Annotated in this window: 20 protein-coding genes; 5 read left to right on the top strand and 15 right to left on the bottom strand. The window is 72.1% G+C overall.

Annotated elements, in window-relative coordinates; genetic code table 11:
- The first annotated feature begins 8 nt into the window (after nucleotides 1-8).
- Complete coding sequence (locus Pflav_RS17700) at nucleotides 9-914, top strand: lysophospholipid acyltransferase family protein (RefSeq protein WP_197938609.1); 906 nt, start codon at nucleotides 9-11, stop codon at nucleotides 912-914.
- 1185 nt (nucleotides 915-2099) lie between these two features.
- On the opposite strand, the gene Pflav_RS17705 is transcribed toward Pflav_RS17700, so the two are convergent.
- The 6 genes from Pflav_RS17705 to larE form a co-directional block, all read right to left on the bottom strand.
- Nucleotides 2100-2513, bottom strand: a complete 414-nt coding sequence (locus Pflav_RS17705; RefSeq protein WP_197938610.1) for a hypothetical protein — start codon at nucleotides 2511-2513, stop codon at nucleotides 2100-2102.
- Nucleotides 2514-2749: 236 nt separating this feature from the next.
- Nucleotides 2750-4723, bottom strand: a complete 1974-nt coding sequence (locus tag Pflav_RS17710) for an ABC1 kinase family protein (RefSeq protein ID WP_232071544.1) — start codon at nucleotides 4721-4723, stop codon at nucleotides 2750-2752.
- Nucleotides 4724-4743: 20 nt separating this feature from the next.
- Nucleotides 4744-5448 (bottom strand): RraA family protein, encoded by a 705-nt coding sequence (locus Pflav_RS17715; RefSeq protein WP_173037151.1) that lies wholly within the window; start codon nucleotides 5446-5448, stop codon nucleotides 4744-4746.
- On the bottom strand, nucleotides 5438-8077 hold the full coding sequence (locus Pflav_RS45745; RefSeq protein ID WP_415624388.1) for a YfhO family protein: 2640 nt from the start codon (nucleotides 8075-8077) through the stop codon (nucleotides 5438-5440). The genes Pflav_RS17715 and Pflav_RS45745 overlap by 11 nt, the downstream gene beginning before the upstream one ends.
- A 50-nt stretch (nucleotides 8078-8127) precedes the next feature.
- A complete protein-coding gene (locus tag Pflav_RS17720) occupies nucleotides 8128-9804 on the bottom strand; it encodes a serine/threonine-protein kinase (protein WP_173037152.1) in 1677 nt (558 codons plus the stop codon).
- Between the two features lie 71 nt (nucleotides 9805-9875).
- Nucleotides 9876-10715, bottom strand: a complete 840-nt coding sequence (gene larE / locus Pflav_RS17725) for an ATP-dependent sacrificial sulfur transferase LarE (RefSeq protein ID WP_173037153.1) — start codon at nucleotides 10713-10715, stop codon at nucleotides 9876-9878.
- Here larE and larB point away from each other — a divergent pair.
- Together larB and larC are read left to right on the top strand one after the other, a co-directional pair.
- A complete protein-coding gene (gene larB / locus Pflav_RS17730; protein ID WP_173037154.1) occupies nucleotides 10714-11409 on the top strand; it encodes a nickel pincer cofactor biosynthesis protein LarB in 696 nt (231 codons plus the stop codon). The two genes, larE and larB, sit on opposite strands and share 2 nt — an antisense overlap.
- Before the next feature lie 14 nt (nucleotides 11410-11423).
- Nucleotides 11424-12632, top strand: coding sequence for a nickel pincer cofactor biosynthesis protein LarC (larC, locus tag Pflav_RS17735; protein ID WP_197938611.1), 1209 nt, complete (start codon nucleotides 11424-11426; stop codon nucleotides 12630-12632).
- Between the two features lie 114 nt (nucleotides 12633-12746).
- Here larC and Pflav_RS17740 read toward each other — a convergent pair whose 3' ends face one another.
- Nucleotides 12747-13934 carry a cellulose-binding domain-containing protein gene (locus Pflav_RS17740; protein WP_232071548.1) on the bottom strand — a complete coding sequence of 396 codons (1188 nt, stop codon included), beginning with the start codon at nucleotides 13932-13934 and terminating at the stop codon, nucleotides 12747-12749.
- A gap of 106 nt (nucleotides 13935-14040) precedes the next feature.
- On the opposite strand from Pflav_RS17740, the gene Pflav_RS17745 reads away from it, so the two are divergent.
- The gene (locus tag Pflav_RS17745; RefSeq protein WP_173037156.1) at nucleotides 14041-15537 is read left to right on the top strand and encodes a PQQ-dependent sugar dehydrogenase; all 1497 of its coding nucleotides are present in this window, start codon (nucleotides 14041-14043) and stop codon (nucleotides 15535-15537) included.
- A gap of 54 nt (nucleotides 15538-15591) precedes the next feature.
- On the opposite strand, the gene Pflav_RS17750 is transcribed toward Pflav_RS17745, so the two are convergent.
- From Pflav_RS17750 to Pflav_RS17780, 8 genes are all read right to left on the bottom strand, one after another.
- On the bottom strand, nucleotides 15592-16590 hold the full coding sequence (locus tag Pflav_RS17750) for an aldo/keto reductase (RefSeq protein WP_173037157.1): 999 nt from the start codon (nucleotides 16588-16590) through the stop codon (nucleotides 15592-15594).
- 1633 nt (nucleotides 16591-18223) lie between these two features.
- The gene (locus tag Pflav_RS17755; RefSeq protein WP_173037158.1) at nucleotides 18224-18895 is read right to left on the bottom strand and encodes a FadR/GntR family transcriptional regulator; all 672 of its coding nucleotides are present in this window, start codon (nucleotides 18893-18895) and stop codon (nucleotides 18224-18226) included.
- A gap of 225 nt (nucleotides 18896-19120) precedes the next feature.
- The gene (locus Pflav_RS17760; RefSeq protein ID WP_332107765.1) at nucleotides 19121-19921 is read right to left on the bottom strand and encodes an amidohydrolase family protein; all 801 of its coding nucleotides are present in this window, start codon (nucleotides 19919-19921) and stop codon (nucleotides 19121-19123) included.
- 46 nt (nucleotides 19922-19967) lie between these two features.
- Nucleotides 19968-20636 (bottom strand): aldo/keto reductase, encoded by a 669-nt coding sequence (locus Pflav_RS45750; RefSeq protein ID WP_269474516.1) that lies wholly within the window; start codon nucleotides 20634-20636, stop codon nucleotides 19968-19970.
- Complete coding sequence (locus Pflav_RS47475; protein ID WP_173032634.1) at nucleotides 20552-20944, bottom strand: aldo/keto reductase; 393 nt, start codon at nucleotides 20942-20944, stop codon at nucleotides 20552-20554. Before Pflav_RS47475 ends, Pflav_RS45750 begins: the two co-directional genes overlap by 85 nt.
- Entirely contained in the window at nucleotides 20941-21309 is a 369-nt protein-coding gene (locus Pflav_RS17770) for an L-rhamnose mutarotase (protein WP_197938612.1), read from the bottom strand. Before Pflav_RS17770 ends, Pflav_RS47475 begins: the two co-directional genes overlap by 4 nt.
- 25 nt (nucleotides 21310-21334) lie before the next feature.
- On the bottom strand, nucleotides 21335-22084 hold the full coding sequence (locus tag Pflav_RS17775; RefSeq protein ID WP_173037160.1) for an SDR family NAD(P)-dependent oxidoreductase: 750 nt from the start codon (nucleotides 22082-22084) through the stop codon (nucleotides 21335-21337).
- Nucleotides 22081-23394 carry an L-fuconate dehydratase gene (locus tag Pflav_RS17780; RefSeq protein ID WP_173037161.1) on the bottom strand — a complete coding sequence of 438 codons (1314 nt, stop codon included), beginning with the start codon at nucleotides 23392-23394 and terminating at the stop codon, nucleotides 22081-22083. Before Pflav_RS17780 ends, Pflav_RS17775 begins: the two co-directional genes overlap by 4 nt.
- Before the next feature lie 66 nt (nucleotides 23395-23460).
- On the opposite strand from Pflav_RS17780, the gene Pflav_RS17785 reads away from it, so the two are divergent.
- Entirely contained in the window at nucleotides 23461-23907 is a 447-nt protein-coding gene (locus Pflav_RS17785) for a GNAT family N-acetyltransferase (protein ID WP_173037162.1), read from the top strand.
- Nucleotides 23908-23978: the final 71 nt, after the last annotated feature.

Raw genomic sequence — 23978 nt, forward strand, 5'->3', positions numbered from 1 at the left:
TGGGCTTGATGAAGGACATCCGGATCCTCACCGGTGGCCGTGACTGGCGCGGGCGTTCGCGTACGCCCCGCTCGGCGGCCGCGCACGAGCCGCCGGAGCCGCCCCGCGAGTTCCCGACCGGCTGGGCCCGCACGCCGATGGCGCAGAACGCGCGGCGGATGATCCAGCGCGGCGTGCTGACCCCGTTGACGTGGAGCCAGACCCGCCCGGAGATCCAGGGGCGGGACGGTCTCGCCGGCCTCAAAGGCCCGGTCGTGTTCGTGGCCAACCACAGCAGCCACCTGGACACGCCGCTGATCCTCGGCTCGCTCCCCCGCCACCTGGGCGAGCGCGTCGCGGTCGGCGCGGCGGCGGACTACTTCTTCGACGCCCGCGTGCGCGCGGTCGTGACGGCGCTGGTGTTCAACGCGTTCCCGGTCGAGCGGCACCGCTCCCGCCGGCTGCGCAGCCTGGCGCCGTTCCTGCTGGCCCGAGGGTGGAGCCTGCTGCTCTTCCCGGAGGGTACCCGCAGCGAGGACGGCTGGATGTCCCCGCTCCGGCTCGGCGCGGCCCACCTGTGCGTGACGCAGGGCGTGCCGATGGTGCCGATCGGGCTGCGCGGGACCTACGCCGCCATGCCGCGCGGCCGCAACTGGCCGGTGCCCGGCCGCGCCCGCGTGGTCGTCCGGTTCGGCCACCCGCTGCACCCGCAGGCCGGCGAGGGCGCCCGCGCCTTCAACGCCCGGATGGCCGACTCGCTCGCACAGCTGTGGGCCGAGGAGGAGCTGGGCTGGTACGGCTCACTGCGCGCCCAGGCCAAGGGCGAACTCGCCCTCCCAAGCGGCCAGCAGTTCCCAACCGGCTCGTGGCGCCGCACCTGGGAGTCAACCCGCCCGCTCGGCGCCAGCGCCCCCCGCCCCACCTGGGACGACTAGCGCCTCTGTCCACAATGGGTGGCCGCCGGGACCGGTCCAGGACAAAGAGATTTGAGCTACCGCGACGTCCGCGGTGGTCCAGACCGCTGCTCCCGCGGCCTCACCCTCCGCGGTCCACAATCCACCCCCGGCCGGCACAGCCCGGGGGCGGCGGCGCTATCCGCCCCAGCAAGACGCACAGAGCGGGGCCGCCCGAACGTCGAACGCCGCCCGGCCCAAGGGGCCGCCACCGGCCGCGCCATGTGTCGCGGTTCGCAGATGGTGGCGCCCCTTCCGCTTGGGGTTGGGGTTGGGGTCGGGGCTTGTCCACAGTGGCGCTTGAGCGGGACTACTTCGCCGATTTGTCCGCATTGCCCAGCCCCACAACCAGGTGATACCGGCCCACGACAACCACGCAGACCTGGTTCCCTTGATCAGCGCGTTGCGGCCGGAGCGAGCCAGCGATCGTGGTACTCAGCTGTCGTTATGGGGACAGCGAAATACCACGATCTGCTCGGTGGCGCCGACTGTAGCGCCGATCAAGGAAAACGAGCGACCGAGAGTCCGTTGTTGCCGCCAGCGCAACGGGCAATGCACCCAAACGGGCGCTGAGCGCTCAAGACTCGGCGCAGGCCACACACACCCCCTCTCGGTGCCGTCCCGTCGGCCCTCGACCCGCTAGTTCTTGGAGCAGGCCAACGCCCGGAGCGCCACCACATGCAAACCAGAACAAACAGCACAAACGCTGGCGCCCCGGGCGTTGGCCTGCTCTGCTCATAACGGGTCGAGGACCGACGGGACGGCACTACCCCCATCCCGGAGGCCGGAGATCCCCGCCGGAGGCAAAAAACGGGGTAACCACAACCCCGAACGACACAGAACGACCGCACCAACCCTGACACCGAAGTGGCTCAGGGCTTTCAGGGCCGAAGCCCCAGACCCGCACCGACGAGACCGAACCTCCACGCAAAGACGCCGATCATGGCCGATGGCCGCGGACTTCCCTCGATCGACGCACCAGCGTCGTATCGCGCAGCGACCGTGGCGAGATCGCGCGCGCCTGGTGGGCTGCGGCCTTGCCGCCGGCCTTGCCGGCCGGGGTTGTTTGTGGACCGCGGAGGGTGAGGCCGCGGGAGCAGCGGTCCGGACCACTGCGGACATCGCGGTAGCCCAAGTCTGTCTCTTGGAACAGATCGTGGACCAGAGCTAGCGGGACAGCAGCTGGACGATCCGCTCGGCCTGGGGTGTGCGGAGCCGCACGTCCACGTGGCCGGACGCGGCGGTGTTGGTCGCGCCGGCGTCGTATGTGAAGCGCACCCGGCCGGGGCGCTCGGCCCGGACCTCAATGGTGGCCCAGATCGGGTGGGCGAGCGGCACATCGATGTGCCGCATGTGGTTGGCCCACACCACCAGGCGGTTTGGTGCGAGGGCGATCGCGCCGGCCGCGGGCTCGCGGCTCCAGGATGTGTACTCGCGCGCCGATCGGTATCGGCGGTAGGTAACTGTCCCGAGCAGCTCTTCCTCGAGCACCAGGAGGTCGGTCGCGGCCAGCTCGGCGCGGAGCTGGTCGGGCAGGCGCCCTGAGCGGCCACCGGCTAACGCGCGCAGGAACCAGTCCACCCGCCGGACGCTAGCGGAGCCCTACAAGCTCTCAGGCCAGCGTCAGCGTGAGGGTCGCCGCGTACGAGCCCGGGGCGGTGGTGTCCGGGATGCTCAGCGTCAGGCCGGCAGCGCAGGTGAACGTACCCGCGCTGCCGCCGGCCGAGGCGGAGCAGAGGGTGACGCCGTCGGCGAGGCCACCCGGCGCCGTGCCCGGGGCGAACGGTGAGCGAGAAGGCGCCCGGCTTCGCGCCGCCTCAGTCCCTGCGGAAGATGACCACGAGCACGCGGAGTACGAGCACGACGGCGACCACCAGCAGGCAGTAGCCGAGCAGCGGGAAGAGGCCGAGTCCGTCGGTGACCCGCGGGCCGTCACCCATGCCCAGCAGGAGTACCGCCATCAGACCGGCCGCCGCACCGATCACGGTCAGCAGCGCGCGGTGCAGCAGCCCGGTCACGAGTTGCCGGTCCTGGTCGTCGGCGAACAGCCGTACGTTCACCCGCAGCCGCCCCTGTTCGAGCGCCTCGCCGATCCGGTCCACCCGGCGCGGCAGTCGGCGCAGTACAGGCAGCAGCGCGGCCAGCTCCTCCTGAAGCGTGCCGGGGAGCCGGTCGGGCCCGAGCGCCTCGGCGAGCCGCCGGCCACCGGCCGAACGTGCGTACCCGATGAGGTCGAAGCCGGGCTTGAGCAGGGCGAGCGTCCCCTCCAGCGTGGCGAACGCCCGGAACACCGCCGCGACCGCCGGCGGCACGCCAAGCCCGTACGAGGTGAATGTGCGCAGCAGGCCCGCGACGGCGGTGGCGCCGGCGGTGCTCCCGGGCGCGGCGTACCGGACGATCAGCGCGCCCAGCGCCCGTTGCAGCTCGCGCTCGTCGATGGTCTCCGGCCGGTCGACGAGCTGGAGCAGCGCATCGCTCACCGCGACCGAGTCGCCCCGCCCGAGCGCGCCGAGCAGCTGGCCGACCGCCAGCCTGGACGCGGTGTCGAGGCGGCCCACCGAGCCGAGGTCGAGCATGCCGAGCGAGCCGCCGTCGGCGACGAGCAGGTTGCCCGGGTGCAGGTCCACATGGAACAGCCCGTGTACGAGTACCTGGTCGAGCATCGTGTCGAGCAGCCCGGCGGCGAGCGCGGCCCGACGCTCGTCGCCGAGCCGTTCGAGCAGGGGCTTGGCCGAGCCCAGCGGGGTACCCGGCAGGCGCTCCATCACCAGGACCCGCTCGGAGCTGAGCGCCGGGTACGGTGCCGGCACCCGCACGCCCCGGTCCGGCGACGCGGCGAGCGCGGCGGCCATGGCCTGGAGGTTGTCCCGCTCGACCGTGAAGTCCAGCTCCTCCCGCAGCGCCTCGGCGAAGCCCGCGACGAGCCGCCGCGCCCCGAACGCCCGGCTCCACGCGGTTCGCGCTTCGAGCGTCCGCGCGAGCCGCTCCAGGATGTCGAGGTCGCGCTCCACGACGGTGGCGACCCCCGGGCGGCGTACCTTGACCACGACCTCGCTGCCGTCCGGCAGCCGCGCCGCGTGGACCTGCGCGACCGATGCGGCGGCCAGTGGCTCGTGGTCGATCCACGCGAACGCCTCTTCGACCGGCCGCCCCAGCTCCGCCGCGAGTACCCCGGCCACCTCCACCCACGGCACCGGCGCCGCCCGGTCCTGGAGCGTGGTCAACTCGTCGACGAACTCGGCCGGCAGCATGTCCCGCCGCGTGGACAGCTGCTGGCCGAGCTTGACGAACGTCATGCCGCCCTCGTCGAGCGCCATCCGCAGCGAACGCCCCAGCCGCCGCCGCGAGGCCGCCGACGTCGGCCCCTGGTCGCCCCGCCCGCGCAGGAACCGCCCCAGCCCGTGCCGCAGCACGATCCGCGTGATGGTGAGGTAGCGGCGGATGCGGGCCAGCCGCCGTACGGCGCCGCGCCAGAGCTCCACCGGCCCGGGCAGGGATCCGGTCGGGAGCAGCACTTCGAGGATGACGAGCGCCACCATGGCCAGCAGGGCGGCGATGACGACGCCCACGAGCCCCAGCAGCAACGCCTCCCCGGAGCTGAGAGTTGCCGGGTCGTCGGGCGCGAGCGCCTGGAGGATCGGCGGGGTGGCGAAAAGGACGAGGACGGCGGCGAGGATCGTGCGGACCGGCCCGAGCCGCACCCCGAGCAGCCGCCGGATGACGGCCGCGAAGAACCACACCGTCACGACCATGGTGGGTACGAACAGAATCACCGAGATCGTCGTCTCCACGATCACCGACGATATCGGGGCTAGACCTCTATTGCGCCGCCGACCTCACGCAGGTGATCGCGCAGCGTCCAGCCGGGCTGCTCCTGCCGCCGCGCCAGGAACTCTGTGAACCGCAGCTGGTCGCGCAGGGTCTCGCCGGCTCGGATGCGGTCGGCCTGGCGGCGCTCGGTGTCGCGGATCGCCTCGGCGGCGTCTAGCACCTCGGATACGCGCGACGACGGTACGAACAGCACGCCGTCCTCGTCGCCGAAGACCACGTCGTCGCGGGTGACCGTCCACTCGCCCACCTGGGCCGACGCCAAGGCGCCGTCGGGGCGGGCGTCCAGCCGCAGCGGGCCGGTCGGCAGCGAGCCCAGGCTGAAGAGCGGCAGGCCGATCTCGCGTACGTCCGCCGTGTCGCGGTGCAGGCCCCAGATGACCACGCCGCTCAGCCCGGCCGCCCGCGCCTCGAGTACGGCCAGGTCGCCGACGCAGCTTTCGTCGACGCGACCGCCGTTGTCCACCACAAGCACGTCGCCGGGCTCGGCCAGCTCGTACGCCTCCAGGAACACGTCCACGCTGCCCACGTGCCGGGCCGGCGCCACCCGCCCGGCCAGGCGGTCACCCTGGACGACCGCGCGCAGGCCGGCGGGACCGCAGCGGACCGGTACGCCGGCGCGGATGCAGCCGTCCGCGACGTGGGCGGTGGTCAGCGCGGCGAAGCGGGCGAGCGACTCAGCTGACATTGGCGGCGACGGGAGGTGACGTCGGGATGGCCTGCCGGCGCCGGCGGCGCAGCCACCACCACTCCCCCAGGACGGCCAGCAGCAGGATGGCACCGGTCGAGATGGTCAGCCACTTGCCCAGGTCGTGCCCGCTCGGCGCGTAGCTGAACCGCACCGTGTGCTTCCCCTGCGGCACCGCGACCGCGGCCAGGGCGTGGTCGGCGCGGACCAGGTCGGCCCGCTTGCCGTCGACGGTGACCTGCCACGTCGGCTGGATGGCGTCGGCGAGCACAAGGTATCCAGCACCCTGCGCGTCGACCGTCACCTCCATCTCGTCGAAGCCGTCCTCCACCCACTGGATCTCGGCCGGGGCACCGCTCGCCTCCGCGCCGGGCACGTCGAGCAGGATCTCGTCGGGGGCGAGGGTGCCGGCGGCGAGGCGCTCCATGCGGCGTTTGCCATCGGGCTCGACACTCGTCCGCGACGCCCACCGCACGCGGGGCTGGGCCTTGGTGCGCTCGTAGATGACCGCCGCGTCGTCGAAGACGACGCGCAGGCCGTCGTCGGCGGTACCGACGACCGAAAGCGCCGGCTTGCCGGCCCGGCCGGCCACCCAAAGCGCGGGGCCATCGCGGACGGTGATCTCCGCGGTGAGCGGGCCGCGCGCGTCCTCCGCCGCGAGGGCGACGAAGAACGGACTGCCCTGGGCGATGGTGCGGTCGTAGCGCTCGGCCTTCGCGACGACGGCGCCGCTGGGGTCCTTCAGGGCGATTTCGATCCGGGTACGGTTTGACGGCTTGATGCCCGGCGAGTCCGGCAGGATCGCGATGGCGCGGAGTGGACCGCCAGCCGGGACGGGCACGCTGACCGCCTGGTTGGGCTGGATCAGGAACCTGCTGCCGTCGCCCCGGTCGACCCGCTGCGGGCCCCACGGCACGCGCTCCGGCGGCGTCACGTAGTGGGTGACGCTCATCAGGTCCAGGATCGGGCTGGTGGGCGGGGATCCGTCAAGCGGCTCGGTGCGCAGGTACGTGGCCGGCTTGGGCGGCGGCCTGAACTGCTGGCCCGGCATCTCCTCCAGCAGCTCGGCGAAGCGCGTGTCCACAAAGGAGTGACCGTGCAGCGCGCGCAGCTTGTACTGCATGTGGATGCCGCCGAACACCGCGTTGTCGCTGCCGAACCACCGCTCGTGGTCCAGGTGCGTGGCCAGGTACGTGTGCACGTCCGTGACCGGGTAGAAGTTCTCCTTCTCGGTGCGCGGGTAGTACGGCCGTACCCAGATCAGCGCCTGGACCGCGATGAGCAGCGGGATGAGCCCGGCGATCGCCACCCGGAACATCGGCTTCCGCGGGCCCCACCACAGCAGCGCGGCACACGCCGCCGCGACCGCGACGAACGCCAGCCCCTGAAGCACCTCGATATTCAGCTGGACGCCGGCGGGGCGCATCACGCGGAGGCTGGTGCGGTTGGCCCATGCGGTCTGCGCGACGTCGCGTCCGATCACGTACGCGACCACGCCGCCCGCCCCGACGGCCGCCCACACCGCCACGGCGTAGAGCTTGCGGGCGCGGGAGGTGGCCTCGCTGCGGCGGCGCAGCAGCAGCTCGAACCCGGTCGCGGCGAGCACCGCCACGAGGAAGCCGAGGACGCTGCGGGCCCGCTCGACGGAGTTGTCGGAGAAGAGGTACGGCAGCTTCTGGAGGAGCGCGAGCGGCGGCCCGCCGCCGAAGACCACGATGCCCCAGGCGAGCGTCGCGCCGACGAAGAACGCCCACGTGGCGCGCGGCAGCACCGCGCGGCCGGACCGGGCCAGCGCGACCGCGGCGATGGCGAGCACGAGCACCGCCGCGCCGACGTACGACACTTCCTCCAGGAAGATCCGGATGTGGAAGTAGTTGGGCGGGTTGGCCGGGTCGGTGGTGCCGAACGCGTACGGCGCGATGGAGGTCAGCAGCAGCTCGAACGGGACGTGCTGGTCCGGCGTCTGCTCCCGCCCGCGCACGAGCACGGTGGACATGATGCTCACCCACGGCAGAAGCTGCGCCGCCACGAGCATGACGCCGGCGACCACGCCACCCGCGCCCAGGGCGAGCGTCGCGGCGACCCGGCGCAGCGCGCCCGGATTTTCCGCGAACGCGCGCACGGCCAGGTAGAAGGCGCCGGTGACCAACGCGTATCCGGTGACGGACGGGAAGCCGCCGAGCAGTAGCGCCGCCACCGCCAGCGCCAGCAGGGCCAGCTCGCGCACGCGTCTATATCGCACGATCCGCTCAAGGGCCCAGAAGAGCGCCGGGATGAACGCGGCCACGCGCGACTGCGGCCAGTTTGTCCAGACCACCATGAACGCGCTCGTGGCATACGCGAGGCCGCCGAGCAACGCCGCGGCCCGGCCGAGCCGTAAAAGCCGCAAGAATAAGAAGGTCCCGCCGACCGCCGCGATTATCTCGAGCAGCTTCATGATCGCGGGCGCGAGCCACGCGGGCAGGAACCAGAACGGCAGCGCCACCGGCGAGGTGACCGCCGTGTTCGGCGTACCACCCAGCGGGGTCCCACCCAGCACGTACGGGTTCCAGGAGGCGAACTCGCCGTCCTTGATCGCGTCGCCGAAGAGCCACGCGCTGGGAATCGCGCTGTCGACGGTGTCGCCCATGTTCGAGGTCTGCTGCCCGATGTTCCGCAGCTGGCCGTCGGAATACGGACTCACATGGTTGAGCAACCCTGTCTCGACGAGCGTCGTGCGCCCCCACAGGGGGGAGCCGATGCCGAGCACGGCGAACGCGGCGATGGCAACCACAACCGCGCAGACGATGGGATCGGGCAGGCGTCGCCACCAGCGCGCCGGCCGAGCCGGCGGCGGAGCGGCGGAGGCGTCGGTGCGCTCGACAGCGCCGATGGTCTGGGTGGCCATGACGCCCGGGACGCTATCACGCCGGCATGTGTGGCCGGGTCCCGCCGGGCCGCTACGTCAGCCCGCCGCCCCGGGTGTGCCCTCCGCGTCGGGCGGCGGTGTGCCGTCCGCGGCGGGCTGCGAGGGCTCGCCACCTTCGCTAACGCTGGGCTCCGGCTCGTCCGGCGCGGTCGGCTCGCCGGCCGGCGGGGTCGCCGCCTCCTCGCTCTGCTCCGGCTCGCCGGTCGCACCCTCGGTAGTAGGAGCATTACTCGGCGTCGCGACACCGGTGTCGCGCGGGCGATCCGGCTGCTCCTGCGGCGCCGGGCCGTTCGTGGCCCCGGCGGTGGCGGACGGCGCGGTCGAGTTGACGCCGCCCGCCGGTGGCGAGTTGCCGCTCTCCGGCAGGAAGACCAGGAGCGCGACAAGCGCCAGCGCCGCGACGCCGACGAGCACTCCCGCGATGGCCGCGTTCCGGCGCCGGTTGCCACCGCCGCCGGGGTGTACGGGCGGCAGCGCACCGGTCTCCCGGAGTGCGGCGGGGGCGCGACCGGGACGCCGGCCCGGCCCACGCCGTTGATCCGCCCGTTGCCGGCGAACCCGACCGGCGCGGTCGCATCCGGGTCGTCCGGCAGCTCGGCCGTCGAGTCCAACGGGGCGGCACCGACCGCGGAGAGCGCCGCCGAGGCAAGGGCGGCGCCAGTCGCGTACCGGTCGGCCGGCTCCTTCTCCAGCGCCCGCAGCACCACGGCGCGCACCGCCGGCGGTACGTCCGCGGGCAGCTCGGGCGGCGGCGTGTCGAGGTGCATCATCGCGACCGCGACCGGGTTGTCCCCCATGAAGGGCGGGTGGCCGGCGATCGCGTGGTAGGCGACGGCGCCGAGCGCGTACACGTCGGTGGCCGGCGTCACGGGCTGGCGGCGGGCCTGCTCGGGGGCCATGTAGAGGGCGGTGCCGAGCACGCCCGCATTGGTGCCGGTGACGCTGGTGACGGCGGCCGAGCGAGCCACGCCGAAGTCGAGCAGCACCACGCGCCCGTCCGGGCGGAGCATCAGGTTGCTGGGCTTGACGTCGCGGTGGACGATGCCGCCCTCGTGTACCGCGTCGAGGGCCTGGGCCGCCTCGGCCACGATCCGCATCGCGACGGCCGGGGGCAGCCGCTCCTCGCGGGATATGCGCGCGGAGAGCGGCTCGCCGTCGACGAACTCCATCACCAGGTACGTGGCGCGCCCGCCCTCGGGGAGCTCGCACTCGCCTCGGTCGTACACCTGGACGACGCCGGGGTGGCGTACGGCGGCGAGCATCCGCGACTCGGCCAGGAAGCGCGCTCCGAACCCCGGGTCGGCCGACAGGCTGGGCAGCAGCACCTTGACCGCGACCGTGCGGCCGAGGGTCAGGTCGGTCGCCCGCCACACGTCGCCCATCCCACCGGTGGCGACGCGTTCGTCTAGGCGGTATCGGTCGTCGAGGGACACTCCGGAACGCAGCACGGTCCCATCCGTACCCCAATCCACCCGGGTCCATCCATCCAGAGTGACCCTCGACTCGGCCTTGACAGGCGCTAGGCCCGGCGCCACCGCTCCGGGTCGGCGAGCATCTCGTTCATCGAGCCGGAGCGGAACGGCTCCACCGCCACCTGCGCCCCGTCGAAGCCGGCCGCCCGGATCGCCGCGTGCAGGGCGGCGTCGTCGCGGGCGGCGTCCACCAGGTGGGCGTCCACTTCGAGGCGGGCGGTGGCGCCGAGGTCCCGTACCCGGACATTATGGACATGATGGGCGGCGAGCAGGCGGCGCGCGGCGACCTCCGCGCGCTCCACCCGGGCCAGGCGGGCGGGTGTGATCGCCACGCCGTACGCGATGCGGCTGGACAGGCACGCCGCCGCGGGCTTCTCCGCGGTCCGCAGGTCCCAGGCCCGCGCGAGCGCGCGGACCGCCGCCTTGTCCAGCCCAAGATCAGCCAATGGGGTACGCGCGCCGCGCTCGGCCGCCGCGCGGATGCCGGGCCGGAAGCCGGCCGCGACGTCGGACGCGTTGGTACCGGTGGCAACCGCGTCGAACCCGTGCTCGGCGGCCACCCGCCGGGCGGTGTCGAGCAGCGTGCTCTTGCAGAAGTAGCAGCGGCGCGGCCCGTTCTCCCGGTAGCCGGCCACGTCCATCTCGCGCGTCTCCACGGCGTGGTGCGTCACGCCCAGCCGGGCGCAGAACTCGGCCGCCTCGGCCACCTCCGCCGCCGGCACCGCGGCGGACACCGCCGTGACGGCCGCCACCCCGGCGGGGCCCAGCGCCCGGGCCGCGGCGGCCAGGACCACGCTGGAGTCGACGCCGCCGGAGAACGCGACCAGCGTCCGGCCGTATCCTGCGATTTCGGTGACCAGGCGGTCGGCCGTGTAGGGGGGCAGCATGAGTGAACGGTACCCATACGGGGGCGGGGCAGAGATCGCGGATCTCGGTTTCGCCCGCCTCGACCTGCAGCGCGCCGCTCGCACCGGCGACCCGGAGGTGGTTTTCGGGCGGGGCAAGACTCCGCTACAGGTGGTGGCCGCGCTCCGCGCGCTGCACGAGGCACACCCCGAGGGCGCCGTGCTCGCCACTCGCCTGGACGACGACGCCGTCGCCCGGGTCCGCGCCGACCTGCCCGAGGCCGACCTTGACGAGGTGGCCCGCACGGCGGTGCTTGGCAAGCCGCGCACACCCCACGGGCGGGTCGCCGTGGTCGGTGCCGGCACGGCCGACATGCCGGTCGTGCGGGAGTGCGTCACGACGGTACAGGTCTTCGGCGCCGAACCCGACATGATCCTCGATGTGGGCGTCGCCGGGCTGCACCGCCTGCTCGCCCAGCGTGACCGCATCGACACGGCCGACGTGATCGTCGCGGTGGCCGGCATGGAGGCGGCGCTACCGTCGGTCATCGGCGGCCTCACCGGCGCCCCGCTGATCGCGGTGCCGACGAGCGTCGGGTACGGCTGGCACATGGACGGCCTCACCGCCTGGCTGGCCACGCTCAACAGCTGCGCGCCGGGCGTCTTGACCGTGAACGTCGACAACGGCTTCGGCGCCGGCGTCGCGGCCGCCCGGATCGCGCGGCGGGCGCGGTGAGGCGCTCGCTCTGGGTGGACGCTTCGAACGGCGCCGCCGGCGACATGCTCCTGGCCGCGCTGCTGGACGCCGGTGCCTCGCTCGACGTGGTCCGCGCCGGGCTGGCCACCCTGGACCTGCCGATCTCCGTCGAGGTCTCCCCCGTCCGGCGACACGGCTTCCGCGCCTCGCACGTACGGGTTGGTGCGCCGGCCACGGATGTCCACCGTGGACTGTCCGATGTGCTCGCCGTCCTGTCGCGCCTGTCGGGACCGCCGCGCGAGTTCGCCGTCGCGGTCTTCACCCGGCTCGGCGAGGCGGAGGCGCGGGTACACGGGTCCACGGTGGACGAGGTGCACTTCCACGAGGTCGGCGCGCTGGACGCGATCGCCGACGTGGCCGGCTGCGCGCTCGCCCTGCACGACCTGGGCCTGCTGGACGACGCGGTTCGCGTGGTGTCGCCGGTCGCGGTCGGCTCGGGCACGGTCCGCACGGCGCACGGCCCGCTGCCGGTACCCGGTCCCGCCGTGGCCGAGCTGCTGACCGTGGCCGGCGCACCGATCGCCGCCCACACCGCGACGATGGAGCTGTGCACCCCGACGGGCGCCGCGCTGCTGACGACGCTCGTCACGGCATGGGGTCCACCGCCGGCGATGACCCCGTCGTCGGTCGGCGTGGGTGCGGGGACCGCCGACCCACCCGGTCACGCGAATGTGCTCCGCGTGCTGGTCGGCACCGCGGCCTCCACTTCGGACGGTGCGGCGGACTGGATCGAGGCCGAGCTCTTCCAGGTCGAGGCCACAGTGGACGACCTCGACCCGCGCGTGTGGCCCGACCTCCTGGAGGAGCTGAGGTCCATCGGCGCGGCGGACGCCTGGTGCGTACCCGCCCTGATGCGCAAGGGCCGGCCGGGCCAGGTATTGACCGTGCTCGCCGACGCGCCCCGGGTCGACCTGGTCTGCCGCGTCGTCTTCACCTGGACCACCACGCTGGGCGTACGCGTCCACCCGGTCAGCCGCCGCGCACTACGCCGCGACACGCTGACGGTCCCGGTGGCGGGCGGCGAGGTCCGCGTGAAGCGCGCCTTCCTCGGCGACGAGGTCGTAACGGCCCAGCCCGAGTACGACGACGCGCTATCCGCCGCCCGCACCACCGGCATACCGGTAACGACCGTCCTAGACGCCGCCCGCGCCGCCGCAACGGACGCCGACCGCCCGGCACCGGAGGCAGCCCCACGCCACTAAGGCGCGGCGCTGCCTCCGGCCGAACCAACGCGGAGGGTGAGGCCGCGGGAGCAGCGGTCCGGACCACCGCGGACATCGCGGTAGCTCAAATCTCCATCTTGGATAGTTCTGTTTCTAGTAGCCGTAGCGGGACTTAAGGTGGCGCCACCAGTCGCGGAACATCCAGCGGTCGAACTCGGTGATGGTCCCGGAGCTGCCGGCCTTCATGATGAAGCAGCACTGGCCGGTCGGGGTCCAGTCGTAGAAGTCGTCCAGCCCGTACGTGTGCCCCAGCTCGTGCAGGAAGATGGTGATGCTGTCCGCGTTGCGGGCGTTGACGAAGTACTCGCGGCCCATCCGCTGGCCCCAGTCACCACCGGCGCCGCCGCCGAAGCCGTCGGTCAGCCAGAGCGAGTGGTCGTAGTGCCGGGCCGCGCCGCCGGGGCAGTTGGGGTACGTGCCGCTCTGGTTGAAGAAGCGACCGCAGGGCTCCGAGCACTGTGGAGCGTTCTCGCGGATGTTGTTGACGTAGATGTCGACCGAGCTGTCCGTCCACTGTAGCTGCGCGCGGTCCCGCACCGCCCAGCCGACCACCCGCACGGGCACGTTCGTGTACGGCCAGTTGTTGTGGCCGACCATCACGTCCATCCACTTCTTGTACTGCCGTGCCAGGGCCGCGTGGATCTCGTCCCGCAGCTGGGCCGTCACGGTCGCGGTCGAGTCCCACCGCACGCAGTAGTTGATGTACCCGCGGTTGGCCAGGAGCTGGTCCCAGCCGTAGTTGCGGAACCCGTACAGGTTGCCGTTGTTGTACGTCTGCTCCTGGTGTGCCCACACCTCGTTCAGCGGTGTGACCAGGTTGGACGGTGGGTTCCAGCCGGCCACGGGAGCAGATGTGGGCGGGGAAGCGGTAGGGGTTCCGGCAGACCCGGTACACACCACCCCGTTGAGGGAGAACGCCGACGGGTTCGTGTTCGTCGTGCTGAACTGGCCGTTGAAGCCGAACGACGCCGTGCCGTTCGTGGCGAGCGAACCGTTCCAGCTGGCGTTTGTCGCGGTGACCGCGGCTCCGCTCTGGGTGACCGTCGCGTTCCACGCCTGCGCCACCGACTGCCCGGACGGGAACGACCAGGTGAGCCGCCACCCGTTGACCGGGTCGCCGAGGTTGGTGATGCCGACGTTCGCGCTGAAACCGCCGCTCCACTGCGAGCCGACCGAGTAGGTCACCCGGCAGGCCACCGCCGCTTCGGCGGACGTGGCGACCAGGAGGCCACCGGCCAGCGACGCCACGACGGCGGCGGACGTCAGGACTGCACGTCTCATCATGCTCCTTCGCATGCTCGCGCGACCTCGCCCGGCGACCGCTAGATAGTTTGATGTCCATACATAATTATCGAGTGCTATCGTGCGGTCAACGATCGGAGTGAATATGTTTAGATCTCGATGGCTTGCGGGCCTGGCGGCGGTGGCCGCCATCGTCCCGCTTGCCGCCGCGGCCCCCGCTCAGGCCGCACTTCCTCTCGACCAGATCACCGTCACCAGCACCCAGGTCGCGTTCGGGCTCCAGCGCCCCACCGCGGTCGTCGGTATCGACAGTGGTCGACTGCTCATCACCGAGAAGGTCGGCACCGTGCGGCTGTACGACCCCACCACCGGCCTGGCCGCGGCCCCCGTACTCGACATCGGCTCGAAGATCGATATATCTGGCAACGAGCGCGGCCTCCTCGGCATCGCGCCGGCACCCAACTTCGCCACCACCCAGACGGTGTACGTGGCGTACACCGCGCTCCCCGACGGCACGCTCACCCTCTCCCGGGTGCGCCTCGGCGACCCGGCCAGCGAGCAGGTGATCCTGACCCAGGCGCACAGCGAGTTCTCCAACCACAACGGCGGCCAGGTCGCGTTTGGCGGCGACGGCTACCTGTACTGGAGCCTCGGCGACGGCGGCGCGGCGGACGACGTGCTCGCCAGCGGGCAGAACCTCGGCACGCTGCTCGGCAAGATCGTGCGGCTGGACGTGAGCCGGACCTGTGGCACCCAGGCGTACTGCGTGCCGGCGAACAACCCCTTCGTCGGCCGCGCCGGCGCCCGCCCGGAGATCTGGACGTGGGGCCTGCGCAACCCGTGGCGCTTCTCCTTCGACACCCGCAGCGGCGGCGACAACTCGCTGTGGATCGCGGACGTCGGGCAGGGCACCTGGGAAGAGGTCAACCACCTCGGCGCGACCCAGGGCGGCGCCAACCTCGGCTGGTCCTGCCGCGAGGGCCGGGTGGTCTTCAACGCGGCACGGTGCATCGCCGGTGAGACGTACGTCGAGCCGGCCCACGTGCACCAGACCTCTGTGGACGGTTGCGCGGTGATCGGCGGCTTCGTGTACCGCGGCACCCAGTTCGCGGACATCGCCGGCGGCACCTACTTCGCCACCGACTACTGCTCCGCCTCGGTGTGGGCGATCCGCAAGCAGGCCGACGGCAGTCACCAGAGCCTGAAGGTGGCCACGCTCGACACCGTCCAGCCGACCAGCCTCGGCGTCGACTCGAACGGCGAGTTCTACATGGTCAACGACCTGCCCGGCCAGCTGCACAAGCTGTCCTTCGGCCGGGTCACGCCGCCGGCCGCCTGCCGCATCACGTACGAGACGCAGGTCTGGGGCACCGGCTTCCGGGCCACCCTGAAGCTCACCAACACCGGCACCGCGCCGGTGAACGGCTGGACGGTCGGCTGGACGTTCCCCGGCTCGCAGCGGGTCGGCAGCGCCTGGAACGCGAGCATCACACAGAGCGGCTCCGCCGCCTCGGCCCGGAACGCGGGCTGGAACGGCACGATCGCGCCGGGCGCGACGGTGGAGTTCGGCTTCCTGGGTACACCGGGCGGCGCGCAGCCGGCGCCGACCGCGTTCACCCTCAACGGCAACCCTTGCGGGTAACCGAATCCGGCGGCCGGGCCCAGGTCCCGAGCCCGGCCGCCGGACCCACCCCCGTTACGCGCCGGCCGCGTCCAGCCGAGCCAGCTGGGTCTCGTCGAGCTTGATGTCGAGCGCCGGCAGCCCCGCCTCGAACTGCGGCACCGTGCGCGGCCCGAAGAGCGCCACCATCGCCGGGTCCGTCTGGTGCAGCAGCCAGGCGAGGACGAGTTGGTTCGGAGTGACGCCCAACTCCCCCGCCAGCTCGGTGAGCACCGCCAGCCGCGCCTCGGCGTCCGGCCCCTCGTACGCGGCCATCATGTCGTGCCCGCGCCGCTTCTCCGGGTCGTCGTAGATGCCTTTGAGGATCGGCGAGTACGCGACGAGCGTGACCTCCGGGTTGGCACGCAGGAAGTCCAGCTGCTCGTCGTCCACGATGGACCCGTGCGAGAGCCCGGCCCGCCGCCGCAGGTAGCTGTGCTGCTGCTGGAGGGCGACCGGCGCCGCCCAGCCGTTCCGCTCGGCGATCTGCCGCACCCGCTCCAGCCGCCACGTGCGCACGTTGGACCAGCCGATGTACCGCAGCTTGCCGGCCGTGACCATCTCGTCGAGCGCCTGGAGCGTCTCTTCGATCGGCGTGTTCCGGTCGTCGACGTGCACGTAGTACAGGTCAATGTGGTCGGTGCCGAGGCGGCGCAGGCTGTCGTCGACCGCCCGGCGGAGCGTGTCCCCGCCGGCGCCCTCGTACTCCTTCTCCACAACATCCCACCGCGCGCCGCGCACCTCTTCGGCGCGCTCGACCCACGCGCTCCCCTTGGTGGCGAGGAATACGTCGTCACGCCGGCCGCGCTTCGCGAACCAGCGGCCGAGCAGCGCCTCGCTCTCCCCACCCCGGTTACCGGGGCCGGGCCACCACGCATAGCAGTTGGCGGTATCGATAAAGCTGCCGCCCGCCGCGAGGTACCCGTCGAGGATCTCGAAGGAGTCGGCTTCGCTGGTGCGGGTGCCCATCAGCATGGCACCCAGGGCAAACTGGCTTACCTGCTCACCCGTGTTTCCCAGTGCAACGGTATCCATGACGATGACGGTAAAAGTTCGAGCGCACGCGAAGTCAAAGCCAATCAAGCAGATATTCCCCCGTCCGCGTCACCTGCGGACCGCATGCTCCCGCGGGCACCGCTCCGGCCGGCGGCTCGCTAGCGCTCCCCGAAACCCCGGCCTCCACTGCCAGCCCCGCGCACCAAGCCCCACCGCCCCCGCGGCCACCGCGCATCAGTGCGTTGACGGAGCGTGGTGCTCGGCTGTCCCCTACGGCGACTGTTGGGCACGGCGACTCGCCACGATCGGCTGGATGGCATCCGGCTGTAGCGCCGATCAAGGGCGCAAGTGCGACGGAACCCGCTGAGCGCTCAAGATCCGCCGCAGGCCACACCTCTCGGTGCCCTCCCGTCGCCCGGACCACTTTCGCCGAACGCAAAAAAGAAGCGCAACCGCAACCCCAAGCCAAATAGGGGCCGCACCACCTCGACGCCAATCATGATCCAAACAAAATCCCTGATTTTGCTGCCTCCCACGACGGTTGAGGCAGGCAAAACAGGGATTTTGCTGCCTCCCGGGCCATGGGAGGGGTGTGCCCACGCGTCGGCTCCGACCGATGCGTCGCGCGTGGGCCGCGTCCTGGAGGGGAACGGAGCAAGTGCTCGCGAGCCAAGCCCCGCGCTGCTGCCGGGGCAGGCATAAGTCCTCACAAAGCCACCCCTCGCGACACAGCGACAGACGGACATTGCGGTGGCTCAAGATTCGGCGCGGGCCACACATCCCCTTCAGTGCCGTCCCGTCGGCCCTCGACCCGCTAGTTCTTGGAGCAGGCCAACGCCCGGGGCGCCATACCCACAAACCAGCACAAACAGCACAAATGCTGGCGCCCCGGGCGTTGGCCCGCTCTGCTCATAACGGGTCGAGGACCGACGGGACGGCACTACCCCATCCCGGAGGCCGGAGATCCCCGCCGGAGGCAAGAAATGGGGTAACCACAACCCCGAACGACACAGAACGACCGCACCAACCCTGACACCGAAGGCCCTAGGGCGGTCTGGGGCTAGGGGACTTCCTTGATCGATGCAAGCAGCGCCCTACCGCGCCGCGTCCGTGGCGAGAAATTGCCCCTCCAGAGCCTGTTGCAAAATTGCCCGACTACAGCGTGTGCGTAGAAAAACACGGCTGTGTCCGCCGCTGGCCGCCGAACGGCGGCCAGTGAGGGTCAACGCGACCCTCACTTCATGCGAATCTGGCGATTTTGCGACAGCCTCTCCAGGGGCAACGAATCGCCACGGACGACCAGAGCACCCACCGATCAAGGCCGCGCCCCCCATTCGACTGCGCCGGCCGTCCACGACCATCGCCCTGATCGGCGCGACGGGATCGAAGCGCGCGCCGATCGCGGGAGACAAGCGGTCAACATTCGCCAGCTCTGCGCATTCGCGTGCGCCAGTGCGCTGCGGCCTCACCGCCGGCCACGCCGGCCCGGGTTGGTCGTAGACCACGCGCGGAGCAGCGGCCTGGACCGCTCCACGGGCAGGCGGCGGATGGGCTTGTTGCGCGGAGCTGGCAGCGGAGGGCGGGGAATTCGGCGAGCGCTAGCGAGCCGCCGGCCGGAGCGGTGCCCGCGGGAGCATACGGTCCGCAACTGACGCGGACCGGGGAAATATGTCTAAAGCGCCCTGCGGAGCCAATCCTCGACGCCGGCCACGTGCACGGTCGCCCAGGAGCGGGCCAGCTCGGGCTGGCGGGTGGCGATGGCCTCCAGGATCGCGGCGTGCTGCTCGCGGGTCTTGGCGACCGCGCCCTCCTGGGTGAGGCCGCGCCAGATCCGGGCGCGGGTGGTGGGGCCGGAGAGGCTGTCGATCAGCGAGCAGAGCACGTTGTTGCCGGAGCCGGCCGCGATCCGCCGGTGGAAGTCCAGGTCGTTGGCGACCAGCGCGTCGATGGTCGGGTCCTCGCCGAGCTCGGCCAGCACCGTGCGCAGCCCGTCGATGTCGTCGTCGGTCATCCGCTGGGCGGCGAGGGCGGTGGCCGACGGCTCGAGGATCCGCCGCACCTCGAGGAACTCCAGCACCGTGTCGTCGCGGTGGAAGTCGACCACGAAGCTCAGCGCGTCGAGCAGGAGGCCGGGCGCGAGGCTCGTCACGTACGTGCCGTCGCCCTGGCGCACGTCGAGCACCCGGATCAGGGAGAGCGCCTTGACCGCCTCGCGCAGTGAGTTGCGGGACAGGCCCAGCCGCTCGGCCAGGTCCGCCTCGCGTGGCAGCCGGTCACCGGGGCGCATCTCCCCCGACACGATCATGCCTTTGATCTTCTCGATCGCCTCGTCGGTGACCGCCATCTGTCGCCTCCTTCGAGGGCCGCCGGTCGTCCTCGGCCCCCGCAGCCCCGCCAGGTTGACCCTAGGGTCTGTATCAAATTCTTTGCCGGGCTGCGCCGGGCCCAGACGGCGCCCGGCGGCGTCGACCGTAAGGCCACATACAACACCGGTATGCGACCTTGCGCCCGCCACCACCGGACACCGTCTGGACTCCGGCTCGCACCGACAAACTCTTTGATACAGACCCTAGGGACGTAGATCGTACGTCCGTACCGCTGTCCCGCCGAACACCGCGGCCCGCTCGGCCGCGCTCAGCGGCGGCAGAGCGTCGGCCAGGGCCTCCTTCACCCGACCGTAGGAGGCGGCCAGCAGGCACACCGGCCAGTCCGAGCCCCACATCACCCGGTCGGCACCGAACGCGTCGACCGCCACCGCCACGAACGGGGCGAGGTCACCCACCGTCCACCGGTCCCAGTCGGCCTCGGTCACCAGGCCGGAGAGCTTCGCGGTCACGTTGGGGTGGGCGGCGAGCGCCGCGAGAGGGCCGCGCCACCGGCCGAAGCCGGCGGCGGCGTCGCCGATCGAGGGCTTGCCGAGGTGGTCGAGCACGAAGCGGACCTCCGGCAGGTCGCCGGCGAGGCGGGCCGCCGCGGTGAGCTGGTCCGCGCGCAACACCAGGTCGAACGGGAGTCCAGCAGCCGCGATGGTACGGAGGCCGCGGCGCACGTCAGCCCGGTCGAGATAGCCGGGATCCCGCTCCGCCTGCACCTGTGACCGGATGCCGACGAGCCGGTCGCCGCCGGGCAGGGCCCGATAGCCGGCGAGGACGTCGGCGAGCGCCGGATCGGCCGGGTCGGCCCAGGCGACCACACCGGCGATCAGCATGGACTCCTTCGCGTACGCGAGCAGCAGCTCCGCCTCGCCCGTATCGCAGCGGCCGCCCTCCACGAGGACGGTACGGATGACGTCGCTCCCCCGACCGCCGCGTCCAGGTCGGCGGGGCCGAACGTGCGCCGGATCGGGGCCAGCTCGGGTGCGTCCAGCCACGTGTACCCCTGGTCGGCGCCCCAAAGGTGGTGATGCGCGTCGATGATCACTTGACGGCTCCGGGCACCGGGGCGTCGGGGCGGAGCAACCCCTCGGCGACGAGGTCGGCCCACAGCTCCTTGGGTGGCGGGTCGGCGTCGGCGAGGGCGGCGTTGCGGCGTACCTGGTCGGCGTCCTGTGCCCCGACCACCACGGACGCCACCGCCGGATGCGCGGCCGCGAACGCGATCGCCGCGCCGGGCAGCGACGTGCCGTGCCGGGCGCAGGCGGCGGCGAGCGCGCGGGCCCGGTCGAGCACGGTGGACGGCGCGGCCCCGTACTCGTACGGCAGCCCCTCGTGCGGCCGGTCCTCGGCGAGCAGCCCGCTGTTGAAGACGCCCGCGAGGATGGCCCGCACGCCACGGCGCTCGCACTCCGGCAGCAGCGTGTCGAGGGCGGGCTGTTCGAGCAGCGTGTACCGGCCGGCGATCATGACGAAGTCGACGTCGGTGTCGCGGGCGAACCGGTGCAGCGCCTCCCCGCTCTTGCTGCCCACTCCGATCGCGCGCACGACGCCCTGGGAGCGCAGGTCGGCGAGGGCCGGGTACGCCTCGTCCACCGCCGCCGCCAGGTGATCCTCGGGGTCGTGGATCAGCACCAGGTCGACCCAGTCGAGGCCGAGGCGGGCGAGGCTCTCGTCGAGCGAGCGGCGTACCCCTCGGCGGTGAAGTCCCACACCCGGCGGTGGTCGGCGGGCACCGCGAAGCCCTCGCTGTCGCGGCGGCCGGCGCCTTCCGGGTCGGGCACGAGCCGGCGGCCGACCTTGGTGCTGAGCACGTACTGCGCGCGGGGGAAGGCGCGGACCGCGGCGCCGAGCCGGCGCTCGGAGAGGCCGAGCCCGTAGTGCGGTGCGGTGTCGAAGTAGCGGACACCGGCGTCCCAGGCGGCGGCCACCGTCTCGGCGGCGGTGGCGTCGTCCACCTCGCGGTACAGGTTGCCGAGCTGGGCGCAACCAAGGCCCAGCCGCCCCAGCGACAGCGTCACGGCAGCTCCCACACCGGCTTGATCCCGGAGTCGGTGCCGGAGTAGTCGTCCTCGACCTCCAGCAGCTCGGCCATCCGGGCCTGCCACGGCAGGTTGGCCGGGTGCTCGCGGAGCGTGTCACGCATCTTCTTGTAGTCCTCGACCTCGACCACGTGGAAGAGGTCGCGGCCGTCGCGCCAGATCCGCCAGCTGTGCACGCCGGCCGCCCGCAGCGCGGCGTCGAGCTCCGCCGGGATCGTCGCGTGGACCTCGTCGTACTCGCTCTCCTTGCCCGGCTTCAGCCGGGTGTGCAGCGCGATCCGCTCGAACGGCCGTCCGGTGGTGCGGCCAGCGCCGTTTGCCGACGCTGACGCAAGCTCGCTCACGCAGAACCTCCGATGTTTTTTCGCGTCAGGGCTGGCGCAGGCGCAGGCCCTGCATGCCACCGTCGACGGCGAGGACGGTGCCGGTGGTGGAGCCGGCGGCCGGGCTGGCGAGGTACGCGATAGCGGCGGCCACCTCCTCGGCGCTGACCAGGCGGCCGGTGGGCTGCCGGGCGCGGAGCGCGGCGATCTCGGCCTCGGGGTCGGCCGCGGTGTCGAGCAGGCGGCGCACCCACGGCGTGTCGACGGTGCCGGGGTTCACGCAGTTGACCCGGATGCCCTCGCGCACGTGGTCGGCGGCCATCGCCAGGGTCAGCGACTGCACGGCGCCCTTGCTCGCGCTGTAGAGCGCCCGCGCGGGCAGGCCGGCGGTGGCCGCGATCGAGCAGGTGTTGACGATCGCGGCGTGCTCCGACGCGCGCAGGTACGGCAGCGCGGCCCGGGAGACCCGCACGATGCCGACGACGTTCACGTCGAGCACGCGCAGCCAGTCGTCGTCGGGGTTGGTCTCGATGGTGCCCTGCGCGCCGATCCCGGCGTTGTTGACGAGCACGTCGAGGCCGCCGAGCGCATCCGCCGCCGCGGCGACCCCGGCGCGCACCGACGCGTCGTCGCGCACGTCGGCGCCGAAGCCCAGCAAGGGCTCGGGTAGCCCTTCGGGCTTCAGGTCGAGGCACGCCACGCGAGCCCCCCGGGCGGCGAGCAGCTGTGCCGTGGCCAGCCCGATGCCGGACGCGCCGCCGGTGACGGCAGCGTGCAGCCCCTTGAAGTCGTTCATCGTCCCTCCACCTCAGGGAGCTTCCATATTGGACCGTCAGGATAGGCGTAGGCGGCCAGCGTCTCGGGCCGCATGGTAGCGCTGAATCCGGGTGTGGTCGGCGTGACGTACCGGCCGTCGCGCACCACGACCGGGTCGACGAAGTGCTCGTGCAGGTGGTCCACGTACTCGATGACCCGGTCGTCCATGCTCGCCGACACGGCCACGAAGTCGAACATGGACAGATGCTGGACCAGCTCGCACAGGCCGACACCGCCGGCGTGCGGGCAGACCGGGACCCCGTACTTGGCGGCCAGCAACAGGATCGCCACGTTTTCGTTGACGCCGGCGACCCGGGCCGCGTCGATCTGCACGTACGACACGGCGTCGAGCTGGAGCAGCTGCTTGAAGACGATGCGGTTCTGCACGTGCTCGCCGGTGGCCACCCCGATCGGCGAGATCTGGCGGGCGATCGTGGCGTGGCCGAGCACGTCGTCGGGGCTGGTCGGCTCCTCCACCCACCACGGCTCGAACTCGGCCAGCGCGCGCACCCACTCGACCGCCGGGCCCACGTCCCAGCGCTGGTTGGCGTCGATGGCGATGCGCACGTCCGGGCCGCACACCTCGCGGGCGATCCGCATCCGCCGTATGTCGTCCGCGAGGTCGTCGCCCACCTTCAGCTTGACCTGCTTGAAGCCTTGCTCGATGGCCTCCTTGCAGAGGCGGCGGAGCTTGTCGTCGTCGTACCCCAGCCAGCCGGGCGACGTGGTGTAGGCGGGGAAGCCGGAGGTCAGCAGCGCCTCCTCCCGCTCGGCGCGGCCGGGCACCGCGCGGCGCAGGATGTCGAGGGCCTCGTCCGGGGTGAGCGCGTCGCTCAGGTACCGGAAGTCGACGAGGTCGACCAGCTCCTCGGGCGACATGCGGGCGAGCAGCTGCCACAGCGGCAGGCCGGCCCGCTTCGCCTTGAGGTCCCAGAGCGCGTTGACCACGGCGGCGACCGCCATGTGCATCACGCCCTTCTCCGGGCCCAGCCAGCGCAGCTGCGAGTCGTGCACCAGCTCCCGCCACACGCCGCCCAGGTTGTCGAGCGTGTCCTCCAGGGGGCGGTCGACCAGGTACGGTGCGAGTGCCGCGATCGCCGCGGACTGCACGTCGTTGCCTCGGCCGATGGTGAACGCGAAGCCGTGTCCCTCGTGACCGTCCGGCGCGTCGGTGCGGAGCACCACGTACGACGCCGAGTAGTCGGGATCGGGATTCATCGCGTCAGAGCCGTCCAGCTCCCTGGATGTCGGAAACCGGATGTCGTAAGTGTCCAGCGCGACGATCCTCATACATCCGATGTTTACCAGTCCCCGAGGCCGGCACAAGGGCGAGCGGCTGTGGGATAGTGGTCCGCGATGATCACGGTCGGCCCGCTGGGGCCCGCGGACCGCGCCGCCTGGGAGGTGCTGGCCCGCGGCTACAAGGCGTTCTACGAGACACCGGTGCCCGACGAGGGGTACGCACGGACGTGGCGCCGCCTGCTCGGCCCGGAGGACGTGCACGACGCGGGCGCTCGGCTCGACGGCCGCCTGGTGGGCATCGCGCACTACCTCTTCCACGCCACGATCTGGCAGCCGGACTATTGCTACCTCCAGGACCTCTTCGTCGACGAGACGGTCCGCGGCCGCGGCACCGCCCGCGCACTCATCGAGCACGTCGCGGCGAAGGCCCGCGCGAGAGGCGCCGCCCGCCTTTACTGGACCACAAAGACGGACAACACCACCGCCCGCACCCTTTACGACAAGGTCGCGCGATTCAACGGCTTCATCCGCTACGACTACAGCGGCCCCCTCTCCCACTAAGGGGCGGCATCGAAGGTCGCCATCGCGATACAGATTAATTCAAGAACGAAGATATGAGCTACCGCGACGTC

Origin of the sequence: Phytohabitans flavus (assembly GCF_011764545.1) — a bacterium.
In the GTDB taxonomy this organism is placed as follows: domain Bacteria; phylum Actinomycetota; class Actinomycetes; order Mycobacteriales; family Micromonosporaceae; genus Phytohabitans; species Phytohabitans flavus.

Excerpts from the sequence above, each read along its gene's own strand:
- Pflav_RS17785 (WP_173037162.1), top strand. The coding sequence starts at position 23,461 with ATGATCACGGTCGGCCCGCTGGGGCCCGCGGACCGCGCCGCCTGGGAG.
- larE (WP_173037153.1), bottom strand. The coding sequence starts at position 10,715 with ATGCTGCCCCCCTACACGGCCGACCGCCTGGTCACCGAAATCGCAGGA.
- Pflav_RS17755 (WP_173037158.1), bottom strand. The coding sequence starts at position 18,895 with ATGGCGGTCACCGACGAGGCGATCGAGAAGATCAAAGGCATGATCGTG.
- Pflav_RS17715 (WP_173037151.1), bottom strand. The coding sequence starts at position 5,448 with ATGTCAGCTGAGTCGCTCGCCCGCTTCGCCGCGCTGACCACCGCCCAC.
- larB (WP_173037154.1), top strand. The coding sequence starts at position 10,714 with ATGAGTGAACGGTACCCATACGGGGGCGGGGCAGAGATCGCGGATCTC.
- Pflav_RS17750 (WP_173037157.1), bottom strand. The coding sequence starts at position 16,590 with ATGGATACCGTTGCACTGGGAAACACGGGTGAGCAGGTAAGCCAGTTT.
- Pflav_RS17700 (WP_197938609.1), top strand. The coding sequence starts at position 9 with ATGAAGGACATCCGGATCCTCACCGGTGGCCGTGACTGGCGCGGGCGT.
- Pflav_RS17740 (WP_232071548.1), bottom strand. The coding sequence starts at position 13,934 with ATGAGACGTGCAGTCCTGACGTCCGCCGCCGTCGTGGCGTCGCTGGCC.
- Pflav_RS17775 (WP_173037160.1), bottom strand. The coding sequence starts at position 22,084 with ATGAACGACTTCAAGGGGCTGCACGCTGCCGTCACCGGCGGCGCGTCC.
- Pflav_RS45745 (WP_415624388.1), bottom strand. The coding sequence starts at position 8,077 with ATGGGCGACACCGTCGACAGCGCGATTCCCAGCGCGTGGCTCTTCGGC.
- Pflav_RS17780 (WP_173037161.1), bottom strand. The coding sequence starts at position 23,394 with ATGAGGATCGTCGCGCTGGACACTTACGACATCCGGTTTCCGACATCC.
- Pflav_RS17745 (WP_173037156.1), top strand. The coding sequence starts at position 14,041 with ATGTTTAGATCTCGATGGCTTGCGGGCCTGGCGGCGGTGGCCGCCATC.